Here is a 24683-nt window from a genome sequence, read left to right as displayed (position 1 = left end):
CCCGGTGGGGGCGCTCTTATTGGCAGTGCAGTGGGTCGGGCTCAGGCCCGGTTCACTTCTGCTGGTATTTCAGGGTGCCGTTGGCCTTGATCTCGTCGTACCAAAGGTCGTGGTGCTGGATCGCCCAGTTCTCGTCGCAGTAACCGGACACCATGCACTCCATGCCGCCCTCGGACATCACGGTGGCCATGAAGATGTGGACGATGGAGAAGGCACAGATGATGATCGCCGCGCCGGCGTGGGCCAGCAGGGCGATCAGGCTCAGGGTCCGGCTGGGCTCGAACAGGTTCGGGAACAGCAGGATCATGCCGGTCACGGAGACCACGGCGCCGAAGATCACGAAGGCCCAGAACCACAGCTTCTCACCGGCGTTGGCAAAGCCCGCGTGGGGGTGCTTGCCCTTGAAGGGACCGAAGTTGATGTAGCCGCCCACCACCATAAACCAGTCGATGTCGTACTTGGCGGGGATCTGGTTCTTGGCCCACTTCACGCTCATCAGCAACCAGCCCAGCATGAAGGGGATTGCCATGTAGTCGTGCACCGGCTTGGCCACCGCCGCCATGGCGGAGAAGGCGCCCTGACCGAGCAGGGGTTCAATGATGAACTTGCCGGACAGCAGCACCAGGCCAGTGAGGATCAGCAGCAGGCAGGGGATGGCCCCCAGCCAGTGGATCGCCACGTCCGCCTTGGACCAGCGGTACACCATCTTGCCGGAGAAGCCCTTCTCCAGCTTGGAGATGCCGTTGACGGCGATGAACAGCACGAACACCGCGATCATGCCGAACAGGGCAGCGAACAGGCCGTAGGAGAGCCAGTCGTTACGCCAGTCCAGCATCCGCTCGTCGTAGGCGTTGATCAGCTGGGGGTGGAACTCGTTGACGGAGGTGGTGCGGCCTTCGGCGCCCTGCTGGATCGCCTGCCACAGCACTTCCGCTTCGTTCCCCGCCTGAGGCGCGATCTCGCCACCGTTCGCCAGGGCCAGCCCGGAGAACAGCAGGGAGAAAGCCACCAGGGCGGCTTTGATTGGGTTAGAGAACATACATGCTCCTTAGCTTGGCCGGGGCGGCATGCCGCCCCGGCCGATCAGGGCTTAGCCCCAGGCACCGTCTTTGTGGCCACGGGTGACCACACGCTCACGGTAGATGTCGGACACCATGCCCGCATCGCCCGCCAGCAGGGCCTTGGTGGAACACAGCTCGGCACACATCGGCAGCTTGCCTTCGGCGATCCGGTTGGCACCGTACAGGGCCTTCTCCTTGGCGGAGCCGGCCTCGGTGTTGGGGCCGCCGGCACAGAAGGTGCACTTGTCCATCTTGCCCTTGGAGCCGAACACGGCCTTTTTCGGGAACTGCGGGGCGCCGAAGGGGCAGGCGTACAGGCAGTAGCCACAGCCGATGCAGCGCTCTTTGTCGTGCAGCACGATGCCGTCTTCGGTCTTGCTGAACACGTTGACCGGGCACACCTTCATACAGGGGGCGTCGGCGCAGTGCATGCAAGCGACGGAGATGGAGGCTTCGCCGGGCACACCGTCGTTGATGGTGACCACACGGCGACGCTGGATGCCCCATTCCAGGGCGGCGTCGTTTTCGTTCTTACACGCAGTGACACAGCCGTTACACTCGATGCAGCGCTTGGTGTCACACATAAATTTCATGGTTGCCATGAGTCAGTTACTCCTTACGCTTTCTCGATCTGGCACAGGGACACTTTGGTCTCCTGCATCTGGGTCACCGGGTCGTAACCGTAGGTCAGGGCGGTGTTGGCGGACTCGCCCACCACGTACGGCTTGGTGCTCACGCCACCGGACTCGGGGTACTGCAGGGCTTCACCGTGCATCACACCCGCGAAGTGGTAGGGCATCCAGGTCTGGCCCGGCAGAACCCGCTCGGTCACCATCGCCTTGATCAGGATGCGGCCGCCTTCGGCGCCCTCCAGCCAGACGTCATCGCCATCGCGGATGCCACGATCGGCGGCGTCCGCCGGGTGCAGCTCAACGAACATCTCCTGCTGCAGTTCCGCCAGCCACGGGCAGGAACGGGACTCTTCACCGCCCCCTTCGTACTCCACCAGACGGCCGGAGGAGACGATCAGCGGGTACTTCTTATCGAGGTTGTCGCTGATCACCTTGTCCTGAATGGTCTTGAACAGGGTGGGCAGACGGTGCACCTGCATGTCGTCGTGGGTCGGGTACTTGGCGATCAGGTCGCGACGCGGGGTGTACAGCGGCTCACGGTGCGTCGGGATCTCATCGGGGAAGGTCCAGACACGGCAGCGGGCCTTGGCGTTACCGAAGGGCACCATGTTGTGGGCCAGGGCCACGCGCACGATGCCGCCACCCAGGTCGGTGGACCAGCTGCGGTTCTCGGCCAGGGCCTTCTCTTCGTCGGTCAGCTCGTCCCACCAGCCCAGTTGCTTGAGCATCTTGTCGTCGAACTGCGGGTAGCCGTCCTGGATCTCGGCGCCCACGGAGGCGGAACCGTCGGCCAGGATGTTTTCGCCGTCGTACTCAACGCCGAAGCGGGCACGGAAGTTACCGCCACCCTGGTTCACGTTGATGTCGGTGCGGTACAGGATCTGGGTGCCCGGGTGCTTCTGCTCCGGGGTGCCCCAGCAGGGCCACGGCAGACCGTAGGTCTCACCCTTGTTCACGCCACCGGGCGCTTCCAGGGTCTCGCGGGAGAAGTCACCCCAGTTCATGGTGTGGGCCTTGATCCGCTCAGGGCTCCAGCCGGTGTAGCCGATGGAGCGCATGCCGCGGGCGTACTCGCGCATGATGTCGTCCGGGCTCGGCATGTGGTCGGTCACGGCGATGTTCTTGGTCCAGGCGTCGGCGATGCCCACGTGCTTGGCCAGGCGATACATGATCTCCAGGTCGTTCTTGGACTCGAACATCGGCTCAACGACCTGCTGACGCCACTGGGCGGAACGGCCGGAGTTGTTCACGGAACCTTCGCACTCGAACTGAGTGGCGGCGGGCAGCAGGTAGACGCCGTCCTTGCGGCGGTGCATCACACCGGCCATGGTCGGGTAGGGATCCACCACCACCACGGTCTCCAGCTTGTCCAGCGCGTCACGCACTTCCATCTGGCGGGTTTCGGTGTTGACGGACTGACCCCAGAAGAAGGCCAGGCGCAGGTTGTCGTTCTGAGCCAGCTTCTGCTTGTCCTCCAGCACGCCATCGTGCCAGCGGGAGCAGGGCATGCCCGGGGTGGTCATGGGATCGCGACCCAGGTACTGGTTGTGGTCGAAGCGGCCTTTGACCTGCTCGAACGGCAGCTCCCAGACGCGGGACCAGTGTTCCCAGGCGGCGGTGGACAGGCCGTAGTAACCCGGCAGGTTGTCAAACAGCAGGCCCATGTCGGTGGCGCCCTGAACGTTGTCGTGGCCACGGAAGATGTTGGTCCCGCCGCCCTGCACGCCCATGTTGCCCAGGGCCAGCTGCAGGATGGAGTAGATCCGGGTGTTGCCGTTACCCACGGTGTGCTGGGTCCCGCCCATACACCAGATCACGGTGCCCGGCTTGTGCTCGGCCATGTGCTTGGCGGCCGCGTAGACGGCGTCACGGGAAACGCCGGTGACGTTGGCCACCTCTTCCGGGTTCCAGCGCTTCACCTCTTCACGGATCTTGTCCATGCCGAAGGCGCGTTGCTTGATGAACTCTTTGTCTTCCCAGCCGTTCTCAAAGATGTGCCAGAGCAGACCGTACACCAGCGGGATGTCGGTGCCAGGGCGCAGCGGCAGGTGGATGTCGGCGTGGGCCGCAGTCCGGGAGAAACGGGGATCCGCCACAGTGATGGTGGCACCGCGCTCTTTTGCCGTCAGGATGTGCTGCATGGCAACGGGGTGCGCCTCTGCCGGGTTGGATCCGATCAGGAAGATGTTTTTGGCGTTGCGGATGTCGTTGAAGGACTGGGTCTGAGCACCGTAACCCCAGGTGTTGGCGACGCCAGCAACCGTGGTGGAGTGACAGATCCGGGCGGAGTGGTCCACGTTGTTGGTGCCCCACATGGCCGCCAGCTTGCGGTACATGTACGCGCCTTCGTTGGAGAACTTGGCGGAGCCCATGAAGTACACGGAATCCGGACCGGAGGTCTCTTTGATCTCCAGCATTTTGTCGCCGATCTCGGCGATGGCCTGCTCCCAGGACAGCTTCTTCCACTTGCCGCCTTCCAGCTTCATCGGGTACTTGACCCGCTTGGTGGAGTGGGTGTGGTAGCGCAGGGAGGCGCCCTTGGCACAGTGACCGCCGGCGTTGAACGGGTGGTCGAAGGCCGGCTCCTGACCGGTCCAGACGCCGTTCTGCACTTCGGCGTACACACCACAACCCACGGCACAGTGGGAGCAGATGGTGCGCTTGACGTCTACCGGCTGGCTGTTGTCGGTGATGGCCGCTTCGGCCTTCTTGATCATGCCGGCGCCCAGCATGGAGGCGGCGGCGATGCCACCGGTAGTAACACCGGCGTTTTTCAGGAACTGGCGACGGTTCAGGCCCAGGGTATCGGCCTGAGTCGCGGTGTTGGCTTTACGAGTCAGTTTCATCGGTTCTCACTCCTGCCTTATTGGCCGCGGGCCGCGGCGTAGTAGCGGCGGACGTGGTCGGTTTCGCGGTAGCCCTGCTTGTCGGTCGCGCTGGTGGCGACGCTGGCGGCGGCGGGGGCTGCAGCGATGGCTGCGCCGGCCACCGGGGCCATGGCCAATGCCTTCAGCAGCCCACGGCGCTCAAGGTTGGTCTTGTTCTGTTTCATGTGGTCTCCTCGTTGGTTTGCCGCAACGCGGCAAGACGAACATCGGAAAAAGCGGAAACGGAATATCGGTTTTTCCGAGGTGTTCTAGGCCATCGAATGGGAAAATGGCTGGTGAGATTCTCCATACTGGCCCGGGGAAAAATGTGAACTCGGACACCATTTTCTGTGGTTATAGTTGAGATCGGTTCGCTTTTTGAGCCAGATCAAGTCGCATTATCAGTGCTTTGTTTTGCTGTTGCCGGGGCGTTGCGGTGGCATTGTTGCCTTGGGAGGGGTTGCCCCCTTTTGACCCGAGGTAACGCACAAAATCGCGGGAACCGTGATCCGGCTCTCGTTCAATCCCCGGTGAGGAACGGCCGCCTATTCCACTGGACAGACCCGGGGGGATCCGGGCATGGTCAACAGGGGATAACGGCCCGGATTGTCGGGTCAAAATGTCGCAATGGGGGCGCCACCGAGGGGTGTGGCCCCGGGGAAGGAGAAGGGAATGAGAATGGTAATCAGCCTGGCCCTGGTGCTGGCCTTTGGCGCGGCGGCCCAAACCGACCGCAGCAGTCGGATCATCAGCACCGGCCACAAGCCGGTGACCGTGGTGGACGGCACCCAGGTGGTGCGCGCCTGCTGGTACCAGGGGCAACAGTACTCCGAGGGGGCGCCGCTGGAGGTGGGAGGACAGTTGCTGTTCTGTCTGCCGAAGAACGATTTCGAGACCAACGGGTCGCTGATCTGGCGAGCCATGACGGAGCGGGAGCAGCGCCAGAGTAAGATCCAGGTGACGCCCTAGAACCCCAGCCGGTTTAGGCCATCGGGTGACGGCCCATCAGCCGGACCCGGCCCTTTGAGCGTGCGCGGCCGCAGGCCCGCATGGCGGGTTAGCGGGCCTCCAGTCGGGCGTAGGCCACCACCAGCCACTTGACGCCCATGCCATCGAAGGCCACCTGGACTCGGCTCTGCGGGCCGCTGCCTTCGTAGTTGATGATCACCCCGTCGCCAAACTTGGGGTGATGCACCCGCTGGCCCAGGTTGAAGCCGCTCTCATTAAAGCGCTGTTCGGACTGATTGAAGCGGTTGTACTGGCGCGGCTGGGACACCTGGGTGGTGAGCCGCACCTCCTCCAGGTGCTCCTGGGGGATCTCCCGGATAAAGCGGCTGGCCTTGGCGAAGGTCTCCCGGCCATAGAGGCGGCGGGACTCGGCGTAGGTGATGGTCAGCTTCTGCATCGCCCGGGTCATCCCCACGTAGCACAGCCGCCGCTCCTCCTCCAACCGATCCCCCTCGTCCAGGGCCATCTGGCTCGGGAACATCCCCTCCTCCACGCCGCACATGAACACCAGGGGAAACTCCAGCCCCTTGGCGCTGTGCAGGGTCATCAGCTGCACGGCGTCGTCGCTGTCGCTGGCCTGGCCTTCGCCGGCCTCCAGCGCCGCATGAGCGAGGAAGGCGTTCAACTCGCTCATCTCCTCCGCCTCGTCGGGCTTTTCGAAGGAACCGGCGGCGGTCACCAGCTCGTTGAGGTTCTCGATGCGGGCCTCCGCCTTCTCCCCCTTCTCCGCCTCGTACATCGCTCGCAGGCCGGAGTGGTTGATGACGTGGTCCGCCTGGCGCTTCAGCGACTCCTCGACGATCTCCTCATCCAGCTGGTGGATAAGATCCATAAAGCGGGCCACCGCCGAGGCCGCGCGGCCCGCCAGGCCCCGCTCGTTGAGCAGCCGCTGGCAGGCCCGCCACAGGGTGATCCCCTCGGTTCGGGCTGTGGCGCGGACGATCTCCAGGGTGCGGTCGCCGATCCCCCGGGCCGGGGTGTTGACGATCCGCTCGAAGGCGGCGTCGTCGTCCCGGTTGGCGATCAACCGCAGGTAGCCCAGGGCGTCCTTAATCTCCTGGCGCTCGAAGAAGCGCAGGCCGCCGTAGATGCGGTAGGCCACGCTCTGGTGCAGCAGCGCCTCCTCCAGCACCCGGGACTGGGCGTTGGAGCGGTAGAGGATGGCGCAGTCGGAGAGGGCCCCACCGCCGTCCAGGTGGTGCTTGATGCGGCCAACGATGTAGCGGGCCTCCTCCAGCTCGTTGAAGGCGCAGTAGAGGCTGATCGCCTCGCCGCTGGCCCCCTCGGTCCACAGCTCCTTGCCCATCCGCTCCGCGTTGTGGGCGATCAGGGCGTTGGCGGCGTTAAGGATGGTGCCGGTGGAGCGGTAGTTCTGTTCCAGCCGGATGGTCTGGGCGCCGGGGAAGTCGTCGAGGAACTTCTGCAGGTTCTCCACCTTGGCGCCCCGCCAGCCGTAGATCGACTGGTCGTCGTCGCCGACGATCATGATGTGGCTGCCGTTGCCCGCCAGCATGCGGATCCAGGCGTACTGGATGGCGTTGGTGTCCTGGAACTCGTCCACCAGGATGTGGCGGAAACGCTGCTGGTAGTGGCGCAGCAGGTGGGGCTGCTTGAGCCACAGCTCGTGGGCCCGCAGCAGCAGCTCGGCAAAATCCACCAGCCCGGCCCGGTCGCAGGACTCCTGATAGGCCTGGTAGATCTGCAGGAAGGTTTTCTCCACCGGGTGGTAGCCGGCGTCGATGTGCTGGGGGCGCAGTCCTTCGTCCTTCTTGGCGTTGATGTAGCCCACCGCCTGCCGGGGCGACCAGCGCTTCTCATCCAGCTGCAGGGATTTGAGGATCCGCTTCACCAGGCGTTGCTGGTCGTCGCTGTCGAGGATCTGGAAACCCTCCGGCAGGCCGGCCTCCTGGTAGTGGGCCCGCAGCAGGCGGTGGGCCAGGCCGTGGAAGGTGCCGATCCACATGCGATTGACCGGCCCCCGGACCAGATCCTCGATGCGGTGGCGCATCTCCGCCGCCGCCTTGTTGGTGAAGGTCACCGCCAGGATGGCGTAGGGGCTCTCGCCCTGGTCTTCCATCAGCCAGGCGATGCGGTGGGTCAGCACCCGGGTCTTGCCACTGCCCGCCCCGGCCAGCACCAGGACGGCGCCGGGGGCCGCTTCAACCGCGGCGCGCTGTTTGTCGTTGAGCGATTCGAGCAGGGCAGAGCTGGACATGGGCTGGGGGTCACCTTGAGGTTGAAAGAGGCGGCATTATATCAGCCCTGACGACCAAATTGAGCGCCCACGGCGCGGCGTCTCACAGCAGCTGGTGCAGGGCGTCCAGGGTGTCGATGGTGGCGGTGGGCAAACGGGCCCCGGCGGGTCGGGGGCGGCCGTCGGGTCGGGGGTTGAGCCAGATCGCCTGGCAGCCGGCCTGCAGGGCACCGGCGATGTCGGTGTCCGGGTGGTCACCGATGTGCAGCAGCTGGGCCGGCGCCACCCCCAGGCGATCGCAGGCCTGCCAGAACAGGTCCGGGGCCGGTTTCAGCGGGCCGTCCGGGCCGGCATTGAGCACGGCAGCAAAGGGGATCTGGGGCATAAAGCGGCGGACGTCGGCATTGCCGTTGGTGATCACCGCCAGGGGGTAGCGCTGTGCCAGGGCGGTCAGCAGGGCCAGGTTGGCCTGGGGCACCTGGATCTCACTGCGCCAGACCAGGAAATGCTGCAGCGCCTGTTCCGCCTGGGCCTGGACCGATGTCTGACCCAGGGCGGTCAGGCCCCGCTCCAACGCCTGGCGCCGCCAGCGTGTGGTGCAGCCGGTGAGGCTGGGATCCGCTTCGGCGGCGGCAAGTTTATGGGCCTGCCAGAAGGCGGGATCGGCGGCACGGGGGTCTTGGGTGGCCGCCAGCAGGTGTTCCCGCAGACGCAGCTCCGCCCGGCGCAGCACCGGCGGATTGTCGTACAGGGTGTCGTCGAGATCGAAACTCAGGGCCTGCACCGGTTGCAGGCGACGGTAAAAGCGCATGGGGGCCTCCGGCTGAACAGCCTGATGATGACCCCCGCCCCGCCCCCTTGCAAGGGCTCAGTGGCTGCGCAGGGCTGAGGCGGGCGCGGCGGTGGGCAGGATCATCGCCGTGGTGCGTGCGGCGCTGGGGCGGCGCAGCGGCAGCAAGCTGCGGTTGCGCCCCTGGGCCTTGGCCCGGTAGAGGGCCTGGTCGGCGGTGTCCAGCAACTGCTCCGGGGTGGCACCGGGCTCCAGGGCCGCCACTCCGATGCTGACGGTCTGGGCCGAGGGCAGGTCCGCCGTCAGGTGCTGCCACTGCTCCCGCACCCGCTCGGCCAGGGTCAGGGCGCCCATCTCGTCGGTGTGGGGGCAGAGCACCACGAACTCCTCACCGCCGTAACGGGCCGGCAGATCGCTGCCGCGCACCTGCTGCTGCAGCAGGGTGGCGAAGCGGGTCAGCAGCTGGTCCCCTGCGGCGTGTCCCAGGCGGTCATTGAGGCGCTTGAAGTGGTCCAGATCCAGCATCAGCACCGCCAGGGGATCCCCGTAGCGGTGGGCCAGCTGGCAGGCTCGGGCCAGTTGGCGATCCAGCTGGCGGCGATTGGCCAGGCCGGTGAGGGGATCGGTGTGGGCCAGCTCGGTCAACTGCCGTTGCTGGCGCTCCCAGCGGCGCAGCAGATGGGTGCCGGGCAGGATGATCAGCGCCAGGGTGCCCAGGGTGCTGCCGCGCTGGGCGCCCAGGCTGGTCAGCAGCGGAGTCTGGGGGTCCAGGGCGCCGGCCAGCAGCAACAGGGCCATTGAGAGTCCCCCCAGGCCCACCAGGGCGAGCCGGTCCCGCCGGTGCAGGCAGGCCAGGGCAACGGCGGCGTGCAGCAGGGCCGCCCAGACGCTGGGGACCGGGGCCAAGTCCAGGACGAAGGCCAGGGCCACCAGGGCCAGCAGCGTCAGTCGAAAAGCCAGGGTTGCGGCGGTAGCGGTTGGATGCGGTGTCATGGGGAGTCCTTAACCTCCATGCAAAGTTGCGTCATGGTTGTTAACGCAAGAGTTGGGCCAGGATCTTAAGTTGTTGATTTGTATGGGGGCGGAAATTGGTGGCGGCTTTTTGACGCCGTCAAAACCCTGTCAATTCATTGAAATGGCGGGATTTTGCCGCCTTGGGGAGCGCAGGGGGTACAATGGGGGAAAACCATCAGGAACAGCACTATGGCCAAGACGCCCGCAACGCCGGTTTCCCAGGAGGTGGTGGCCGAGTCGATGAAGATCGCTCGGGGCACCCAGCAGCCGGGACAGACCAAAGAGCAAACCAAGCTGATCGCCAAGGGGATCGAGAAGGGGATTGCCGAGTACAAGAAACAGCAGAAGGCCAAGTCGCGGGCGGCGGATAAGGCGCGTAAGCAGGCCCGTCGGGCCAAGGCCCGTCGGGCCAAGGCCCGGACGGAAGAGGCGGAGTCGGTGGAGACGGATGCACCGACCGCGGCCCCCTCGGCCTCCCGCCTGCCCTGGATCCTGCTCGGGCTCAGCTGGGCGGGCTTTATCGCCTACCTGGCCCTGGATTGAACCCGACCGCCAACGCAAAAAGGCCTCCCACTCGGGAGGCCTTTTTGGTTAAGCGGGGTTATTGCGGCTCGGTGCTGGACCCCAGGGAACCGCTTTGCAGGGTGTCGGCCACCTGCTTGCGGGCCATCTCCGCCTCGGCTTCCATCTGGGCCCGGGTGCGGCAACGACGTTTGCGGATGTGGCTGCCGGTGATCTTTTCCGCGCGACAGATGATGTCGGAATCGGATTGGGCTTGCTGGGCCTGGGGATCGTCGCCGTTGGCGGCGGTATCCGGGGTACTGGAGCAGGCGGAGAGCAGCAGGATGGGGGCAGCGAGAAATGCTAACTTCATGATCATAGGTCCCTGTATTGTCATGCCAAAGCCAAAACAAGCATCATAATTGGCTGATTGATAACAATAAGTCAACATCCGCGCGAAAGCGAAGGGGATCAGGACTTTTTCTTGGCCCTGGGGTGGGCGTCGTCGTACACCTTGGCCAGGTGCTGAAAATCCAGGTGGGTGTAGATCTGGGTGGTGCTGAGGTTGGCGTGGCCCAGCAGTTCCTGCACGGCACGCAGGTCCCCGCTGGACTCCAGCATGTGGGTGGCGAAGCTGTGCCGCAGCTTGTGGGGGTGCACCCGGCTGTCCAGGGCCTGCTGCTGGCCCCACTGGGTCAGGCGGGCCTGCACCGCTCGAGCGCTCAGGCGTCCGCCCCGGTTGGAGAGAAACAGCGCCTCGCACTCCCCCTTGAGCAGCTGCGGCCGCAGGGCCAGGTAGCGGCTCAGCCACTCCCGGGCCAGGCGGCCGATGGGCAACTGCCGTGTTTTGCCCCCCTTTCCTCGCACCCGCACCTGGCCCTCGGTCAGGTCGAGCTGGCCGCAATCCAGCCCCACCAGCTCCGCCAGGCGCAATCCGGAGGAGTAGAACAGCTCCATCATCGCCCGGTCCCGCACCACCAAGGGGTCGGCGTCGTCCAGGCTCAGCAGGCGGTCAACCTGATCCACGTCCAGGTTTTTAGGCAGGGGGCGCTGCTGCTTGGGGGCCTGCACACCGGTCATGGGATCGTGCTGCAGAGCCCCCTCCCGCAGCAGGAACTTCACCAGTTGGCGCAGGGCACTCAGGGTCAGGGAGAGGGAGCGGGGGGAGAGGCCCTGGCGGTGCAACTTGGCCAGCAGGGTCTGGCAATGGGCGGTGCGCAACTGGGGCCAGTCGTCGAGCCCCTGCTCGGCTAGCAGCGGCAGACAGCGGTTCAGCTCCCTCAGGTAGTTGCGGACGGTGTGGGGCGAGTACTGGCGCTCGTTCTCCAGGTAGCCTTGGAACGAGGCCAGCGCGTCATGCATCGGGGGTCAGCAGCTGGCGCACCCGGTAGTTGAGCAGGTGTTTGAGCTGGTCCAGCAGCAGGGTGTCCATGTCCGCCACGAAGTGGCCGGGATCGTGGGAGGCGATGGCCACCACGCCGATCCAGTCGTTGATTTCGCCCAGGCCTATCAGGGCCACCGAGCCGGTCTCCAGGCCCACCATCAGCTGGGCTTCGGCGGCGGGCAGGCGACCCAGGTAGTAGCCGTCGCCGTTGAGACGGCGGCGCAGCACCCCCAGCAGGGTTTCCGGTTCGAAGCGGTTGACCGGCGAGGCGATGTGCAGCCGCACCCGGCCAAAGCGGAAGCGCTGACGCAGCTGATCCGCCATCTCCCGCTGCAGTTGCTCCAGGGTGTCGCAGGCCAGCAGATCGAAGATCAGCTTGCCGTAGAAGCGGTAGATCTCCTCGTTGCGCGCGGCCACCGCCAGCAGTGAGGTGATCTCCTCCTCCAGCTGGTTGACCCTGTCCCTCAGCATCATCTGCTGGCGCTCCACCAGGGAGACGGTGCCGCGCTCCGGGTGGGGGATCCGCATCGACAGCAGCAGCTCCGGGTAGCGGGCGAAGAAATCGGGGTGGTCCAGCAGGTACTCCCGCACCAGCACGGGATCCACGTCGTTGAGATCGATCAGTTCCCGTTTGCTCATAGCGGCACCTGGCCGTCGTAGACGTGGATGGCCGGCCCGGTCATGTACACCGGTTTGCCCTCGCCGGCCCAGCGGATCTGCAGGGTGCCGCCGGGCAGGTCCACCCGGACCTTGTCCCCCAGCAGTCCCTGGAACTGGCCAATCACCGCCGCCGCACAAGCGCCGGTGCCGCAGGCCTGGGTTTCCCCGGCGCCGCGCTCGAACACCCGCAATCGGATGTGGCCGGGGTTCATCACCTGCATAAAGCCGACGTTGACCCCCTTGGGGAAGCGTTCATGTCGCTCCAGCAGCGGCCCCAGGGTCTCCACCGGGGCGTCCTCGAGGCGGTCGACCTTGAGCACGCAGTGGGGGTTGCCCATGGAGACGGCACCGGCCAGCACCGTCTGGTTGTCGGTGGGCAGCAGGTAGGTTTTCTCCACCTTGTTGGCGCGAAAGGGTAAGGCGGCGGGTTCGAAGTTGGGCACGCCCATGTTGACCGAGACCCGCTCCTCGCCCTCCAGGTCCAGCACCAGGGGGCCGCCCTGGGTGGAGACCCGGATGCGGGACTTGTGGGTCAGCCCCTTCAAGCGCACGAAACGGGCGAAGCAGCGGGCGCCGTTGCCGCACTGCTCCACTTCACCCCCGTCGGCGTTGAAGATCCGGTAGTGGAAATCCTGGTCCGGATCGTAGGGGGGCTCCACCACCAGCAGCTGATCAAAGCCGATGCCGAGGTGGCGGTCCGCCAACTGACGGATCTTGTCCGGCGACAGGTAGAGGTTCTGGGTGATCCCATCCACCACCATGAAGTCGTTGCCGAGCCCGTGCATCTTGCTGAAATGTATCAAGTTGATACGCCTTATCCTGAGATTATCCGGCTAGTTTACGGCAGGAGGGATTCCCCTTGCCACAGTTGTTCCACGCTTTCCCGGGCCCGGATCAGGTGGGCCTGATCGCCGTCCACCAGCACCTCGGCCGCCCGCGGCCGGCTGTTGTAGTTGGAGGCCATGGTGAAGCCGTAGGCCCCGGCGCTGCGCACCGCCAGGAGGTCACCGGGCTGGATCGTCAGCTCCCGGCCCTTGCCCAGGAAGTCACCGGTTTCACACACCGGGCCCACTACGTCGTAGACCCGGCTGGGTTCGTCCCGGGGTTTGAGCGGGATGATCGCCTGCCAGGCGCTGTAGAGGCTGGGGCGGATCAGGTCGTTCATGGCGGCATCGACGATGGCAAAATCGCGATCCTCACCGGCCTTGAGGTATTCCACCTCGGTCACCAGCACCCCGGCGTTGGCCATGATGGCGCGACCGGGTTCCAGGATCAGGGTCAGGGGCCGGTCGCCGAGGCGCTCGCGCAGGGCGCGGGCGTACTCGTCCGGCTGCGGCGGGGTTTCCTCGTCGTAACGCACCCCCAGGCCGCCACCGACGTCCAGGTGGGACAGGGTGATCCCCTGCTCCGCCAGGCGGTCCACCAGGGCCAGCAGCCGGTCCAGGGCATCGATAAAGGGCGGCAGGCTGGTGAGCTGGCTGCCGATGTGGCAGTCCGCGCCCTTAACCGCCAGGTGCGGCAGGGCGGCGGCCCGCTGGAACACCGCTTCGGCCCGCTCCATGGCGATGCCGAACTTGTTCTCCTTCAGCCCGGTGGAGATGTAGGGATGGGTGCCGGCGTCCACGTCCGGGTTGACCCGCAGCGACACCGGGGCCACCCGGCCCATCTGGCCGGCCACGGCATTGAGCCGTTCCAGCTCCGCCTCGGACTCGACATTGAAGCAGTGGATCCCCGCCTCTAGGGCCTGGCGCATCTCGGCGCTGGTTTTGCCGACGCCGGAGAACACCACCTTGGCCGGATCGCCTCCGGCCTGCAGCACCCGGGCCAGTTCGCCGCCGGAAACGATGTCGAAGCCGCTGCCCAGGCGGGCCAGCAGGTTGAGCACCGCCAGGTTGGAGTTGGCTTTGACCGCGTAACAGATCAGGTGCGGGTGGTCCCCCACCGCCCGGTCAAAGGCGTGGAAATGGCGTTCGATGGTGGCACGGGAATAGACGTAGCAGGGGGTGCCGTGGGTTTGCGCGATGTCGGACAGCGGCACACGTTCAGCGTACAGCTCTCCCTGTTGATAGCTGAAATGGTCCAACTCAGTGCCCTTCGGTGTGGTCGTTGTTCTGGGGCGCCGACTGGGGGGCCGCCTGGGGTTCGCTCTGGTTGCTCTGGGGCTCATCCGGCAGGTAAAGGGGGCCCTTTTGGCCACAGGCGGCGAGTCCCAGCAGCAACAGCAGCATGATGCCAATACGTTGCATACAGGGTGCAGATTTTGTTTTTGATGGTCGTATAATCGCACTGACCACAGCAATTGCAAAGAGAGATCCTCATGGCGCTAGACCACAGCCAGTACCATCAGCTCGCGGACCAGGTCCTGGAGCACATCACCGAGACCATCGACCAGGCGGACCTGGATCTCGATTACGAACAGGCGGGCAATGTGCTGGAGCTGGAGTGCGCCGACGACACCCAGATCATCATCAACAAGCAGGAGGCGATGAGCCAGATCTGGGTGGCCACCAAGTTTGGCGGCTTCCACTTCTCCTACGATGAGGGGCAGTGGCGGGACGATCGCAGTGGTGAGGAGCTGTACGGTTTCCTGGCGGCGGCCATCGCCAAGCAGGGCGGCGAGCGCATCGCCTTCTGAGTCCCGAGAACGGGGCAGGAGCGGGCCAATGGGCCCGCTTTTTTTGTGCCGCTGGTTCGGCGGCTCAAGGCTCGAAGTGGTAGAGGTACCAGGCCCCGCGGATCCGCTGGTGGGCGAAGAAGGCGTTGCTGCCCTGGGCGCGGTGGGCCTCCAGTTGCGGTACCAGTGCGGTGGGGATCTCCTCCCGATAGGCGAACCCCTTGACCGAGCCGCCCCTGGGCCGGCCCCGGTGGCTGAACTCGAAATCGATGCTGGTGGGCTCGTGATAGGCGCTCAGTCGGTGGATGGCCAGCTGCGCCATGCGCCGCTGGTATTCCGCCAGGCGCTGCGCCGACAGGGGGGGGTGGCCGGGCCTTAAGGTGGCCTGGCCCTCCTGGGTGAGGGAGAGGATCTGTGGATCCGCGCTCAGCATCCGGACCAGGGCGTCGAACTGGGCACTGTGGCGCTGATGATGGGTCAGCATGGCCTGATCGTTGGGGTGGTGCAGGCGGTTGCTGGCCAGCAGGGCCAGCAGCACGAGGGGGACCACCAGGTACAGGGGTTTCACTGGGCCGGCTCCTTCTGGCTTGATCGTGACTCTCTTGAGCAGATCAACGACCCAATTCGCCGGCGACTGAAAAGTGGCGCTTACTTGGGCACCAGACCCCAGGGCAGCGGCGTGAGCAGCTGAGGCTCCCTGGCGTAGTGCGGGCCGGCGCGGGGGGCGTGCCAGTCCAGCAGCATGATGGCCAGCACATTGCGGTGCTCACCGCCTTTGAGATCCCGACTGCCGTTGACCGCCGGGATCAGCCCCGCTTCGGGATCCACCGCCGCGGCGATGGCCGCCCGGGTCTTGGCCACCACGGGATCCGACTCCAGTCCGGCCAGCAGGAAGCTGAGACCCACCTCGGCGATGATGTCCGGTTTGGTGCGCTTGAGGATGGTGTCGATGTCGGCCCGAAAGGCGTCGTAGATCCACTGGAAGTCCGCTTCCTGCACCGGGTCCTGGTAGTAGCGCGAGGCGGCGAAGATCAGGTGGGTCATGCCGTAGATCTTGTTGCCGTATTCCAGATCCGACAGCTGGGCATCCCCCTCCGGCGGGTAGAGGGCGCGGAAGGCCTCCACAAAGCCCGCCACCTTGTTCCCCTCCCCCAACTGTTCCAGCCAATAGACTTGATTGGCCAACTGCGCCGCCCAGACCCGGATCAGCTCGGGATCCTCGCTGTAGCGGGCAAAGTCCTGGTGGCGCAGCAGCGCCCGCAAACGGGCGTCCTGGCGGTGCTTGAGGCCGTACTCCTCGGCCCGGGCCAGGGCGCCGAGCAGTTGGATCCCCAGCACCAGGTACTCCGGCTTGTCGGCGGTGGCGGCCTGGCGCCAGCGGCCCCGCTCCGCATTGCTGTCCTGGTAATTGGCCAGGGCCCGTCGCCCCTCGGCGGCCACCGCGGCGGGGTCCCCCAGGGTGTCGGCGATGCGGTTCAGGGTGCTGGCGATGCGGGCCATATCGGACCAGATGGCGGCGGCGTAGCGGGGATCACCGGTTTGCCGGTACATCCGCAGGCCATAGTGGCCCGCCTTGACCGCCGGCAGGGTGTAGAGCTGGGTTTCGTAGGTGTGGCGCAAAGTGTCGGCCACCGCCCGGTGTTCCTGGGCGGTCAGCGGCCAGGCCAGCATCAGGGCCAGCAGCGCAACGTTCCATCGAATCAAGGGGACCAAGGGGTGTTCTCCCGCAACGGACTGATGATTCTGAGCTTACCGGTCCGGGGCGGGAGCGTCACCCCGGCAGCGCCATCCACAGGTGGCAAAGCAGGGCTACGGTGGTCAGTATCAGGCGCAGGTTCCAGTATCCCGGGGGTGGGGTGAGCCGGCGAAAGTCGTACAGCAGCACGCCGATAAAGCCCAGGGCCAGGGGCCCCAAGGCCCACAGCGGCGGCAGCAGCAATAGCGAGAGCCAGGCCAGGATGCTGGGCCCCATGGCGATGTAGGTCTGGCGCGGCCGCGCCCGCTCGATGACGCTGGGGTACCAGTGCACCCCGCCGAGGAAGGAGAGAATGATGGCGCTGTAGAGGGTGAAAGCCTCCAGGGCCCGCTCCGGCGACAGCCACTCAAGGCCGCGCAGCAGGGGCAGCGACCAGAAGGGGATGAGGCCGGCCAGGCCCAGCCAGAGGGCGTGAGGGTGCATGGCAAACTCCGGGGCAAAAACTGTCCCTTACGGTTTGCTGGAGAGGGTGGATCGCTCCTCAGAGTGCCAGGGGTTCCACCGCCAACTCGCCCCCTTCGCTGCGGCTCAGGCGGTAGAACTGGGGCAGGTTGAAGGTGCCGCTGGCCCCCAGGCTGGCATTGCCCCGTTGGAAGGCGTAGAGGTGGCTGAGCTCTTCCACCAGGCCGGACAGGCCCTGGGCCCCGCTGGTGAGCTGTTTCAGCTCGTTGCGTTCGTCCAGCAGGTAGATGTCGAGCCCGGTGGGACGCTCCCGGACAAACACCTGCACCAGCCCGCGACGGGCGTATTGGCCCAGGATGGCGGGAGCCCCGGCGTAGGGATCCTCCCCCAGATCCGGTTTGGGCAGCTCCACCACCCCCTTGCGTTTGAGTTGACCCAGCAGGGCTTCGGCCTTGTCCAGCCGCTGCCAGCGCAGGCCCCGGGGATCGATGAACAGGCCGTACTGGCGGTGGCCCAGGGCCAGGGGCCAGACCTGGGTGCGCTCCATCGTGGCCTGACAGAACAACCTCTGAACCCGCTCCAGCAGTTGGGCCAGGCCATCCTCCAGTTGGGTGGTCAGCTTCTTCGAGGCGCTGAATACCTGGATCGGCAGAGGCCCCTGGCGTCGGTCCAGGCCGGAGAGCAGCTGGGCCAGCAGTTTCAGCAGGCCCTCCTCCTCCTCGAACCGGAAGCAGTGACGCTCCCCCCAGGAGTTTTCCGTCAACAGGGTCAGGCTGCCCACCAGGTTGCGCTTGGGCCGCCCGGTGGCGAACACCGGCGCGCCCTGCAGATCCATCATCAGGCTCTGGCCGTGCCACTGGGCGGTGGGGTCCTGCTCCACGTTGCACAGCAGCACCACCCGGGTGTAGCGCCAGGGGGCCTGCAGTGCCGTCAGGCTGGGATTGCTGCGGGGCGGTATGGCCGAGTGCAGGCGTCGGCACAGGCGGGTGAGCTTCTGGCTGTGCCAGCTCTGGCCCCCCTGGTGGCAGTGGATCTCGGTGGTGGGGCCCACCAGGCCGTTGGTGAGAGCCCAGGCCAGGCAGGCCAGTCGGGAGTCGGCGTTGTAGAGCGGACTTTCGCCGAACAGCTGGTTCTGCTTGGGGGGCCGGCGATAGAGGTACCAGCCCCGGGGGTGGTGGGGGTTGTCGCGCACCGCCACCAGGGTCAGGGCCTCCTCGGTGAGCAGGTCACTCCACAGGGGATTAAGCTGGGGGATCTTGGCCGGTTCGGCCTCGAAGCGGGTGTAGAGCTTGCGGGTCAGCACCCCCAGGTCCTCCAGCTTGAGCCGACTGCGCAGCCGCTGACGGGCGGCGAAGCCGGTCAGGCGCTGGTAGCTGGTGAGCATGACGTGGTCCAGCCGCTCGTTGCACCAGCGCAGCTGCCCGGCGTGCCAGTGCTTGGCGTGGTCCAGGTTGTCCAGCAGCTCGGCGGTCCAGCGCCACTGCTCGGTCAGCGCCTTGAGAGTGGGATAGCGCCAGTCCTGGGCGCTGGCGGGCTGACTCAGGGGCAGGGCGCACTTGAGGTAGAAACAGCGCTGGGCCATGGTCAGGCGGCGACGGTCGCTCTCCCGCTTGAGGTAGTCGCTGACCCGCTGGTAGAGCATCAGGTAGGGATCCAGGCTGTCCATCCCCTGCCCCGCCCGCAGCCGGTACCAGAGCTGGTCCCGCAGGATCCGCTGGTCCGGGTAATCCGCCACGTAAGCCTCCAGCAGCAGCACCTTGAGGGCGGCCTTGTGGGGCTGGTCGAGGCCCTTGAACAGCTGCCACAGGGCGGCACCGAAAAACTCCGCCGCCGGCAGGTGGCTGAGTTGCCCCAGGCTCAGCAGCTCGGGGTGGTCCTGGGGCGCACCGGGCCACCAGGCCAGGGGCTGGCCCGCCAGGCGGATCTGGGTGCGGTAGAACTCCTCCAGCAGCAGCCAGTTCTGGGCCGAGCCGCTGTGCTCGGCGGAGAGGGCGCCGCTTTGGCCCTGCTCCAGCATCTGCGGCGTCACCAGGTAGAGGTGCAGCTCCAGCCCCTGCTCGGTGAAATGGCGGGACAGGGCCTCGCACTTGCGTTGCAGCGCCTGTTGCTGGGCCGCCGTCAGGGTGCTGGGGTGGACCACCCAGCAATCGAGATCCGACTCCGGGCCCTGGCCAAAGGTGCCAGTGCTGCCCATGGTGTAGAGGCCCAGCAGGATAGGATCGCCCTGGGGCAACGCCAGCCAGGGCTCGGGGCAAGGGGTCAGGGGGGGCCGGGCAAAGCCCGACGGGGCGCCGTCCACGAAGCCCGGCAGCTCGGGGTGGTTGAGCGCCAGCAACCAGGGCAGTTGCCAGAACAGGGGCACCCGCTCAGCCCCCAGCTGCTGTTGAGCCAGGGCCAGGCGACGCTGATTAAGCTGATCACTGAGGGCGATGTCGGACTGCAGATCTCGCAACGGCTTTCAGGGGGTTAGGTCTAAAACTGTGATCATGGTAACACTTTTGCCTGGGGCAGAGGAAAGCGTGAGTTGCTTCACCTTTTTGCAGAATGATGATCCGGTTTTGTGGTGAGGATGCGAGCTGTTGCCTTTTCTGGGGCCCTAAATGCTGGCAACATGGCCGCCACAAGCGTACCCACAATGGGTTGAGAATCAGACAGCCAAGGGAAAGATCGATGGCCCGTAAAGAGATCCGTATCGCAACCCGGAAAAGCCCGCTGGCCTTGTGGCAGGCGGAGTTCGTCAAGGCGGAGCTGGAAAAAGCCCACCCCGGCCTGACCGTTACCCTGCTGAAGATGTCCACCAAGGGGGATCGGATCCTGGATACCCCGCTGGCCAAGGTGGGGGGCAAGGGCCTGTTCGTGAAAGAGCTGGAAGTGGCCATGCTCAATGGCGAGGCGGACATCGCCGTGCACTCCATGAAAGACGTGCCGGTGGAGTTCCCCGAAGGTCTGGGCCTGGCGGTGATCTGCGACCGCGAAGACCCGCGCGATGCCTTCGTATCCAACACCTACAAGAGCCTGGATGACCTGCCCCAGGGCGCCATCGTGGGTTCCTCCAGCCTGCGTCGCCAGTGCCAGCTGCGCGCCATGCGTCCGGACCTGGATGTGCGTGACCTGCGCGGCAACGTGGGCACCCGTCTGTCCAAGCTGGACGCCGGCGAGTACGACGCGATCATCCTGGCGGCGGCAGGCCTCAAGCGCCTGGAGCTGGAAGAGCGGATCACCGATCTCATCGAGCCCGAGCAGTCCCTGCCGGCCAACGGCCAGGGTGCCGTGGGCATCGAGTGTCGCCTGGACGACGCCGAGCTGGTGGAGCTGATCAGCGTGCTGAACCACGCGCCGACCCAGGCCCGTGTGGTGGCCGAGCGGGCCATGAACACCCACCTGGAAGGGGGCTGTCAGGTGCCGATCGGTGCCTACGCCGTGATCGAAGGGGACACCCTGTGGCTGCGTGGCCTGGTGGGTGATACCGACGGTAGCCGCATCATCCGCGACGAGCTGCGTGGCCCGGTAGTCGAAGCCGAGCAGCTGGGGATCACCCTGGCCAAGCGCCTGCTGGAGCAGGGCGCCGGCGAGATCCTGAGCCGGGTGTACGGGGACGCCTGATGCACCTGCTGCTGACCCGTCCCGACGGGCGCAATGGGCCGCTGGCGGAAAAGCTGGCGGCCTTGGGGGTGCGCACCAGTCGCGCCCCCATGGTGACATTGACGGCCAACCCCGACGCGGGCCCCAGTCCACTGGATGCAGTGGATGGGGCCTTTTTTGTGTCCCGTACCGCCGTGGAGTACGCCCACCGGGCGCTCCAGGGCCGCTGGCCGGCGATCGCCTACTTCGCCGTCGGCGGCGGCACCGCCGAGGCCCTGCGTCGCTGCGGCGTCACCCCTCACTGCCCCCCGGTCGGGGAGGAAACCACCGAGGGGGTGCTGGCCCTGCCCCAATGGCAGTCGCTGCCGGGTAAGCGGGTGGCCATCGTCCGCGGCGTCGGTGGCCGGGAAGCGATGGCCCAGGCGCTATGTGCCCAGGGATACCGGGTGGACTACTGGGAGCTGTACCAGCGCCAGCGTCCCGTGCTGCCGGGCAACTGCGCCGAAAGCTGGCGTCAGGACGGGGTAAACGTCATACTGGCTACCAGCGGCGAAATCCTTGAAAACCTCTTTGCAGTAACACCCTTATTGGAACACCCCTGGCTGCAGCAGTGCCTTTGGCTGGTGCCGGTGGAGCGGGTTGCCGAGCTGGCGCAGCAGCGCGGTTGCCGGCGGATCAGGGTGATGGGCGGGGCCGGGGATGACGCCATCGTTCGCTGCCTAGGAAGTTTGTACCGCTATGGAGAAGACCCCGAAGGATCCTAAGGATCCCAACGCCCGTCCCGATCGCCCCTCGGACGCCCCACCGCGACGTCGGCGACGCAAATCCCCCTCGGCGCCCTCGGACCCCGCTATCGAGTCCACCCCGACCGACACCGCTGCCCAAGCGGAGGATGCCGCCAAGCCAGCGAAGCGCGAAGAGGTTCAGGCGGACGCCCCGTCCACGGCGGCCGACACGTCGGACGAGCCCACGCCGGCAACCGCTTCCGACACCCCCTCTTTGGCCCCGGCGGTCGAGCCCGAGGTCCCGACCCCGACGCGCGCCGGTGGGGACACACCGCGCCCAGCGACCCGGCCCAAGCCTGAACCCAAACCCGAATCCGCCCCGGCCAAAGCCTCCGGGGGCGGGGCCATCTATGTCGCTCTGCTGGCGCTGGTGATCGCCATCGGTGCCGTGCTCTTTATCGCCTGGCAGTGGCAGCAGGAGCAGCAACTGCGCGAAGACAACGCCAACCTGGTGGGACAGCTCGAGGGGCTGCGCCAGGTGATGGAACAGCGGGGCACCTCGCTGGAGCGTCGCATCGAGCGGGGCGAGGCGGACCTGGCCAGCAGCCGGGAAGCCCTGGTGGCGGTGCGAGAGCAGCAGCTGGAGGCGGAGCGTCGTTTGCAGCAGCGCCAGCCCAGTGACTGGATGCTGGCGGAAGCGGATTACCTGGTGCGGATGGCCGGTCGCAAAGTGTGGCTGGAGCAGGACAGCGACACCGCCCTGGCCCTGTTGCGGGACGCCGACCATCGACTTCAAACCCTGGGGGACCCGGATCTGGTGCCCCTGCGCGAAGCCCTGGCAGACGACATCGCCCTGCTCAGTGGCCTGCCTCGGATGGACCGGGCCGGCCTGGCGCTGGGGATCGAGTCCCTCATCAAGCGCATCGACCGTCTGCCCCTGAACACAGTGGAGCTGCCGGAAGTGGTCGCCGCAGCGGACAACGGCGAACCCACCAGCAACCTCAGTGATTGGAAAGAGAACCTGGCCCGCAGCTGGCACGCCCTGACCGACGACTTCATCACGGTGCGCCGTCGCCAGGGGGCGGTTCAGCCGCTGCTGGCGCCGGAACAGGAGTGGTACCTGCGTGAGCACCTCAAGGGCAAACTGATGCAGGCCCAGCTGGCGCTCTACCACGGCCACAACGAGGCGTTCCAGCAGGCGCTGAATACGGCCCGCACCTGGATGGCCGATTACTTCAGCCTCGAGGACAGCGCCGTCGAGGGCGCCCTGACTCAGCTGGACCAGTGGGCCCAGCTCGACGTGGCCCAGGCTGCACCGATCCGCTTCAGCGTGGCGGATCCCCTGGAGCGGCTGGTGAGCGAACGGCTGCGTCGCAACGGGGGGAGTCAGCCATGATCCGCCTGCTGATCTACGCGGTCCTGATCCTGGCCGGCCTGCTGGTGGGCCCCACCCTGACCGCCAACAAGGGTTACGTGCTGGTGGCCGTCGGCGAGTACACGGTGGAGACTTCGGTGCTGGGCGCGGTGGTGGTGTTGCTGGTGGCCTTTGGCCTGTTGCAGCTGCTGGAGTGGGCGGTGATCAAGGGGATCAACCTGACCGGCTCCACCCTGGCCTACCCCCGTCGCTGGCGCCGCAACCAGGCCCGCAAACACACGCTGCAAGGGGCCCTGGCCCTGGCCCAACAGGATTGGGCGGGGGCGGAGAAGGCGATGGCCAAGGGGGCCCAGGCCGGGGAATACCCGGTGATCAACCTGCTGGCGGCGGCCCGCGCCGCCCACCACCGGGGGGATCCCGAGGCCTGCGAGGGGTACCTGACCCAGGCCGAGGCGCTGCCCAACGCCGCCAAGGCGGTGCGCATCACCCGGCTGCGCTACCAAATCGACGACGGCGAGCTGGCTCAGGCCCGACAAAGTCTGGAGGCGCTGGAGCCCAAGCTGCGCCAGCAGCCCCAGGTGCTGAAGCTGGCCCTGGAGTTGTACCGGGCCCAGCAGGACTGGGATGCCCTGGCCCGATTGCTGCCCGCCCTGAGCAAGCACAAGGTGTTACCGGAGACGGCCCTGGAAGCCCTGCCGGAGGAGATCGAGGTGGCCTGTCTGAGCCAGTGCCCGGACCTGACGGCGCTGGAGCAGCGTTGGCAGGGACTGTCCCGTCGGCTCAAGCGTGCCGATGCCGTGGTGCGGGCCTACGTCACCGGCCTGGCCCGCTTCGGTCAGCCCGCCCAGGGGCGCAAGCTGGTGCTGGAGCGGCTGGACAAGGTGGCACCCCAGCCGATGCTGCTGGGGCTGTTGCCGGAGTTGGCGGAAGACGCCGGGGAGTCGGTGTCCCACATCCTGGAGCGCAAGTACCCGGGCCTGGAGAGTGTGGCGCTGATGGACTGCTATGCCGCCCTGGCGGAGAAGGAGCGCGCCTGGCACCGGGCCAAGGAGTGGCACCAGAAGGCGGCCAAGTCCGAGCCCACCCTGGATCGCTACCGCGCCCTGGCGCGGGTGCAGGAGCAGCTGGGTGAACGGGACGGCGCCCTGCACAGCTATCGCCAGATCCTGGCGATGAGCTGAGCCTCAGTGGGCGGCGATGGGGGCCCGGCGCTTGCGCCGGGCCTTTTGGATCCCGTCCAGGGAGAGCAGCAGCAGGCCGGCCCAGATAAAGCCGAAGGTGACCAACTGTGGGGCCGACAGCGACTCGCCAAACAGGGTCAGGGCCATCACGAACATGATGCTGGGGCCGATGTACTGCAGCATCCCCAGCAGGTAGAGGGGGATGCGGATGGCGGCGGCGGAAAACGCCAGCAGGGGTAGCGTGGTCACCACCCCGGCGGCCAGCAGCAGCAGGTTCAGGGAGAGGGGATTGTTGGCCAGGTTGGCGGTGGGGCTGTCCAGCCACAGCCAGTAGCCCAGGGCCAGGGGCAGCATCATGGCGGTTTCCACGAACAGCCCGGTGCTGGCCTGCAGGTTCACCTGCTTGCGCAGCAGACCGTAGATCCCGAAGGTGCCCGCCAGGGCCAGGGAGATCCAGGGCACCGAGCCGAACTGGATCAGCTGCACCAGCACCCCGACCGCGGCGATCCCCACTGCCATCAGCTGCAGCCGGCCCAGCCGCTCCCCCAGCACCAGCAGGCCCAGGGCCACGCTGAACAGGGGGTTGATGAAGTACCCCAGGCTGGCATCCAGCACGTGGTGGTTGGCCACGGCCCAGATGAACAGCAGCCAGTTGGTCCCCACCAGCAGCGAGGTGAGGGCCAGGATCCCCAGCTTACGGGGCTGGCGGGCCAGGGCGCGCACCTCCCCCATCTTGTCTCCCAGCACCACCAGACCGATCACCAGAAAGAAGGACCAGATCACCCGGTGCATCAGGATCTCGTCCGGCGACACCGTGGCGATCGCCTTGAAGTAGATGGGCGCAAAGCCCCACATCAGGTAGGCGGAGATGGCGTATAGGATCCCCTGGCGGGATTCGGTGTTCGGCATAAGGCCCACTCGGGTGCACAGACGGTGG

Annotated in this window: 25 protein-coding genes; 7 read left to right on the top strand and 18 right to left on the bottom strand. The window is 66.4% G+C overall.

Going from position 1 to position 24683, the window contains the following annotated elements; genetic code table 11:
• Positions 1 to 52: 52 nt before the first annotated feature.
• Genes KUV81_RS14685 through KUV81_RS14670 form a run of 4 tightly spaced genes read right to left on the bottom strand, consistent with a single transcriptional unit; the run spans position 53 to position 4745 of the window.
• Complete coding sequence (locus tag KUV81_RS14685) at positions 53 to 1039, bottom strand: formate dehydrogenase subunit gamma (RefSeq protein WP_222544633.1); 987 nt, start codon at positions 1037 to 1039, stop codon at positions 53 to 55.
• Between the two features lie 51 nt (positions 1040 to 1090).
• The gene (gene fdh3B / locus KUV81_RS14680) at positions 1091 to 1663 is read right to left on the bottom strand and encodes a formate dehydrogenase FDH3 subunit beta (RefSeq protein WP_222544632.1); all 573 of its coding nucleotides are present in this window, start codon (positions 1661 to 1663) and stop codon (positions 1091 to 1093) included.
• 14 nt (positions 1664 to 1677) lie between these two features.
• A complete protein-coding gene (locus KUV81_RS14675) occupies positions 1678 to 4539 on the bottom strand; it encodes a formate dehydrogenase subunit alpha (protein WP_222544631.1) in 2862 nt (953 codons plus the stop codon).
• 17 nt (positions 4540 to 4556) lie between these two features.
• The gene (locus KUV81_RS14670) at positions 4557 to 4745 is read right to left on the bottom strand and encodes a formate dehydrogenase (protein ID WP_222544630.1); all 189 of its coding nucleotides are present in this window, start codon (positions 4743 to 4745) and stop codon (positions 4557 to 4559) included.
• Positions 4746 to 5232: 487 nt separating this feature from the next.
• Between KUV81_RS14670 and KUV81_RS14665 the strand changes: the two genes are divergently transcribed.
• Complete coding sequence (locus tag KUV81_RS14665; RefSeq protein WP_222544629.1) at positions 5233 to 5529, top strand: DUF1496 domain-containing protein; 297 nt, start codon at positions 5233 to 5235, stop codon at positions 5527 to 5529.
• Positions 5530 to 5617: 88 nt separating this feature from the next.
• On the opposite strand, the gene uvrD is transcribed toward KUV81_RS14665, so the two are convergent.
• The 3 genes from uvrD to KUV81_RS14650 form a co-directional block, all read right to left on the bottom strand.
• Positions 5618 to 7783 carry a DNA helicase II gene (uvrD, locus tag KUV81_RS14660; protein WP_222544628.1) on the bottom strand — a complete coding sequence of 722 codons (2166 nt, stop codon included), beginning with the start codon at positions 7781 to 7783 and terminating at the stop codon, positions 5618 to 5620.
• An 82-nt stretch (positions 7784 to 7865) separates the two neighbouring features.
• Positions 7866 to 8573 carry an HAD-IA family hydrolase gene (locus KUV81_RS14655; protein WP_222544627.1) on the bottom strand — a complete coding sequence of 236 codons (708 nt, stop codon included), beginning with the start codon at positions 8571 to 8573 and terminating at the stop codon, positions 7866 to 7868.
• A gap of 57 nt (positions 8574 to 8630) precedes the next feature.
• Positions 8631 to 9545, bottom strand: coding sequence for a GGDEF domain-containing protein (locus KUV81_RS14650; RefSeq protein ID WP_222544626.1), 915 nt, complete (start codon positions 9543 to 9545; stop codon positions 8631 to 8633).
• A gap of 210 nt (positions 9546 to 9755) precedes the next feature.
• Between KUV81_RS14650 and KUV81_RS14645 the strand changes: the two genes are divergently transcribed.
• The gene (locus tag KUV81_RS14645) at positions 9756 to 10109 is read left to right on the top strand and encodes a DUF2956 domain-containing protein (RefSeq protein WP_222544625.1); all 354 of its coding nucleotides are present in this window, start codon (positions 9756 to 9758) and stop codon (positions 10107 to 10109) included.
• Positions 10110 to 10167: 58 nt separating this feature from the next.
• Here the strand turns inward: KUV81_RS14645 and KUV81_RS14640 are convergent, their stop codons facing one another.
• The 6 genes from KUV81_RS14640 to lptM form a co-directional block, all read right to left on the bottom strand.
• Positions 10168 to 10440, bottom strand: coding sequence for a hypothetical protein (locus tag KUV81_RS14640; RefSeq protein WP_222544624.1), 273 nt, complete (start codon positions 10438 to 10440; stop codon positions 10168 to 10170).
• A gap of 98 nt (positions 10441 to 10538) precedes the next feature.
• Positions 10539 to 11429 (bottom strand): tyrosine recombinase XerC, encoded by an 891-nt coding sequence (xerC, locus tag KUV81_RS14635; protein WP_222544623.1) that lies wholly within the window; start codon positions 11427 to 11429, stop codon positions 10539 to 10541.
• Positions 11422 to 12090 carry a DUF484 family protein gene (locus tag KUV81_RS14630; RefSeq protein ID WP_222544622.1) on the bottom strand — a complete coding sequence of 223 codons (669 nt, stop codon included), beginning with the start codon at positions 12088 to 12090 and terminating at the stop codon, positions 11422 to 11424. The genes xerC and KUV81_RS14630 overlap by 8 nt, the downstream gene beginning before the upstream one ends.
• Positions 12087 to 12914, bottom strand: coding sequence for a diaminopimelate epimerase (gene dapF, locus KUV81_RS14625; RefSeq protein WP_222544621.1), 828 nt, complete (start codon positions 12912 to 12914; stop codon positions 12087 to 12089). The genes KUV81_RS14630 and dapF overlap by 4 nt, the downstream gene beginning before the upstream one ends.
• A gap of 35 nt (positions 12915 to 12949) precedes the next feature.
• Positions 12950 to 14194: a diaminopimelate decarboxylase gene (gene lysA, locus KUV81_RS14620; protein WP_222544620.1), complete on the bottom strand. Its 1245-nt coding sequence runs from the start codon at positions 14192 to 14194 to the stop codon at positions 12950 to 12952.
• 1 nt (position 14195) lies between these two features.
• Positions 14196 to 14357 (bottom strand): LPS translocon maturation chaperone LptM, encoded by a 162-nt coding sequence (gene lptM / locus KUV81_RS14615; protein ID WP_222544619.1) that lies wholly within the window; start codon positions 14355 to 14357, stop codon positions 14196 to 14198.
• Positions 14358 to 14428: 71 nt separating this feature from the next.
• On the opposite strand from lptM, the gene cyaY reads away from it, so the two are divergent.
• Positions 14429 to 14746: an iron donor protein CyaY gene (cyaY, locus tag KUV81_RS14610; RefSeq protein WP_222544618.1), complete on the top strand. Its 318-nt coding sequence runs from the start codon at positions 14429 to 14431 to the stop codon at positions 14744 to 14746.
• Between the two features lie 64 nt (positions 14747 to 14810).
• Here cyaY and KUV81_RS14605 read toward each other — a convergent pair whose 3' ends face one another.
• From KUV81_RS14605 to KUV81_RS14590, 4 genes are all read right to left on the bottom strand, one after another.
• On the bottom strand, positions 14811 to 15293 hold the full coding sequence (locus tag KUV81_RS14605; RefSeq protein WP_222544617.1) for a hypothetical protein: 483 nt from the start codon (positions 15291 to 15293) through the stop codon (positions 14811 to 14813).
• Between the two features lie 80 nt (positions 15294 to 15373).
• Complete coding sequence (locus KUV81_RS14600) at positions 15374 to 16438, bottom strand: DUF3541 domain-containing protein (RefSeq protein ID WP_261389412.1); 1065 nt, start codon at positions 16436 to 16438, stop codon at positions 15374 to 15376.
• A gap of 58 nt (positions 16439 to 16496) precedes the next feature.
• Positions 16497 to 16904, bottom strand: a complete 408-nt coding sequence (locus KUV81_RS14595; RefSeq protein WP_222544616.1) for a DUF3429 domain-containing protein — start codon at positions 16902 to 16904, stop codon at positions 16497 to 16499.
• Positions 16905 to 16962: 58 nt separating this feature from the next.
• Positions 16963 to 19335, bottom strand: coding sequence for an adenylate cyclase (locus tag KUV81_RS14590; RefSeq protein WP_222544615.1), 2373 nt, complete (start codon positions 19333 to 19335; stop codon positions 16963 to 16965).
• A gap of 218 nt (positions 19336 to 19553) precedes the next feature.
• Here KUV81_RS14590 and hemC point away from each other — a divergent pair, with 218 nt between their 5' ends.
• The 4 genes from hemC to KUV81_RS14570 are packed head-to-tail and all read left to right on the top strand — an operon-like array spanning position 19554 to position 23746.
• On the top strand, positions 19554 to 20486 hold the full coding sequence (gene hemC / locus KUV81_RS14585) for a hydroxymethylbilane synthase (protein ID WP_222544614.1): 933 nt from the start codon (positions 19554 to 19556) through the stop codon (positions 20484 to 20486).
• A complete protein-coding gene (locus tag KUV81_RS14580) occupies positions 20486 to 21229 on the top strand; it encodes a uroporphyrinogen-III synthase (protein WP_222544613.1) in 744 nt (247 codons plus the stop codon). Before hemC ends, KUV81_RS14580 begins: the two co-directional genes overlap by 1 nt.
• Entirely contained in the window at positions 21204 to 22586 is a 1383-nt protein-coding gene (locus tag KUV81_RS14575; protein WP_222544612.1) for a uroporphyrinogen-III C-methyltransferase, read from the top strand. Before KUV81_RS14580 ends, KUV81_RS14575 begins: the two co-directional genes overlap by 26 nt.
• Positions 22583 to 23746: a heme biosynthesis HemY N-terminal domain-containing protein gene (locus KUV81_RS14570; protein ID WP_222544611.1), complete on the top strand. Its 1164-nt coding sequence runs from the start codon at positions 22583 to 22585 to the stop codon at positions 23744 to 23746. Before KUV81_RS14575 ends, KUV81_RS14570 begins: the two co-directional genes overlap by 4 nt.
• 3 nt (positions 23747 to 23749) lie before the next feature.
• Here the strand turns inward: KUV81_RS14570 and rarD are convergent, their stop codons facing one another.
• Complete coding sequence (gene rarD, locus KUV81_RS14565; RefSeq protein ID WP_222544610.1) at positions 23750 to 24655, bottom strand: EamA family transporter RarD; 906 nt, start codon at positions 24653 to 24655, stop codon at positions 23750 to 23752.
• Positions 24656 to 24683: the final 28 nt, after the last annotated feature.

The sequence above is a fragment of the Ferrimonas balearica genome (genome assembly GCF_019802085.1).
In the GTDB taxonomy this organism is placed as follows: Bacteria; Pseudomonadota; Gammaproteobacteria; order Enterobacterales; family Shewanellaceae; genus Ferrimonas; species Ferrimonas balearica_B.
Note: the sequence above shows the minus strand (reverse complement) of the source record. Positions and strands in the feature narration are given on the sequence as shown.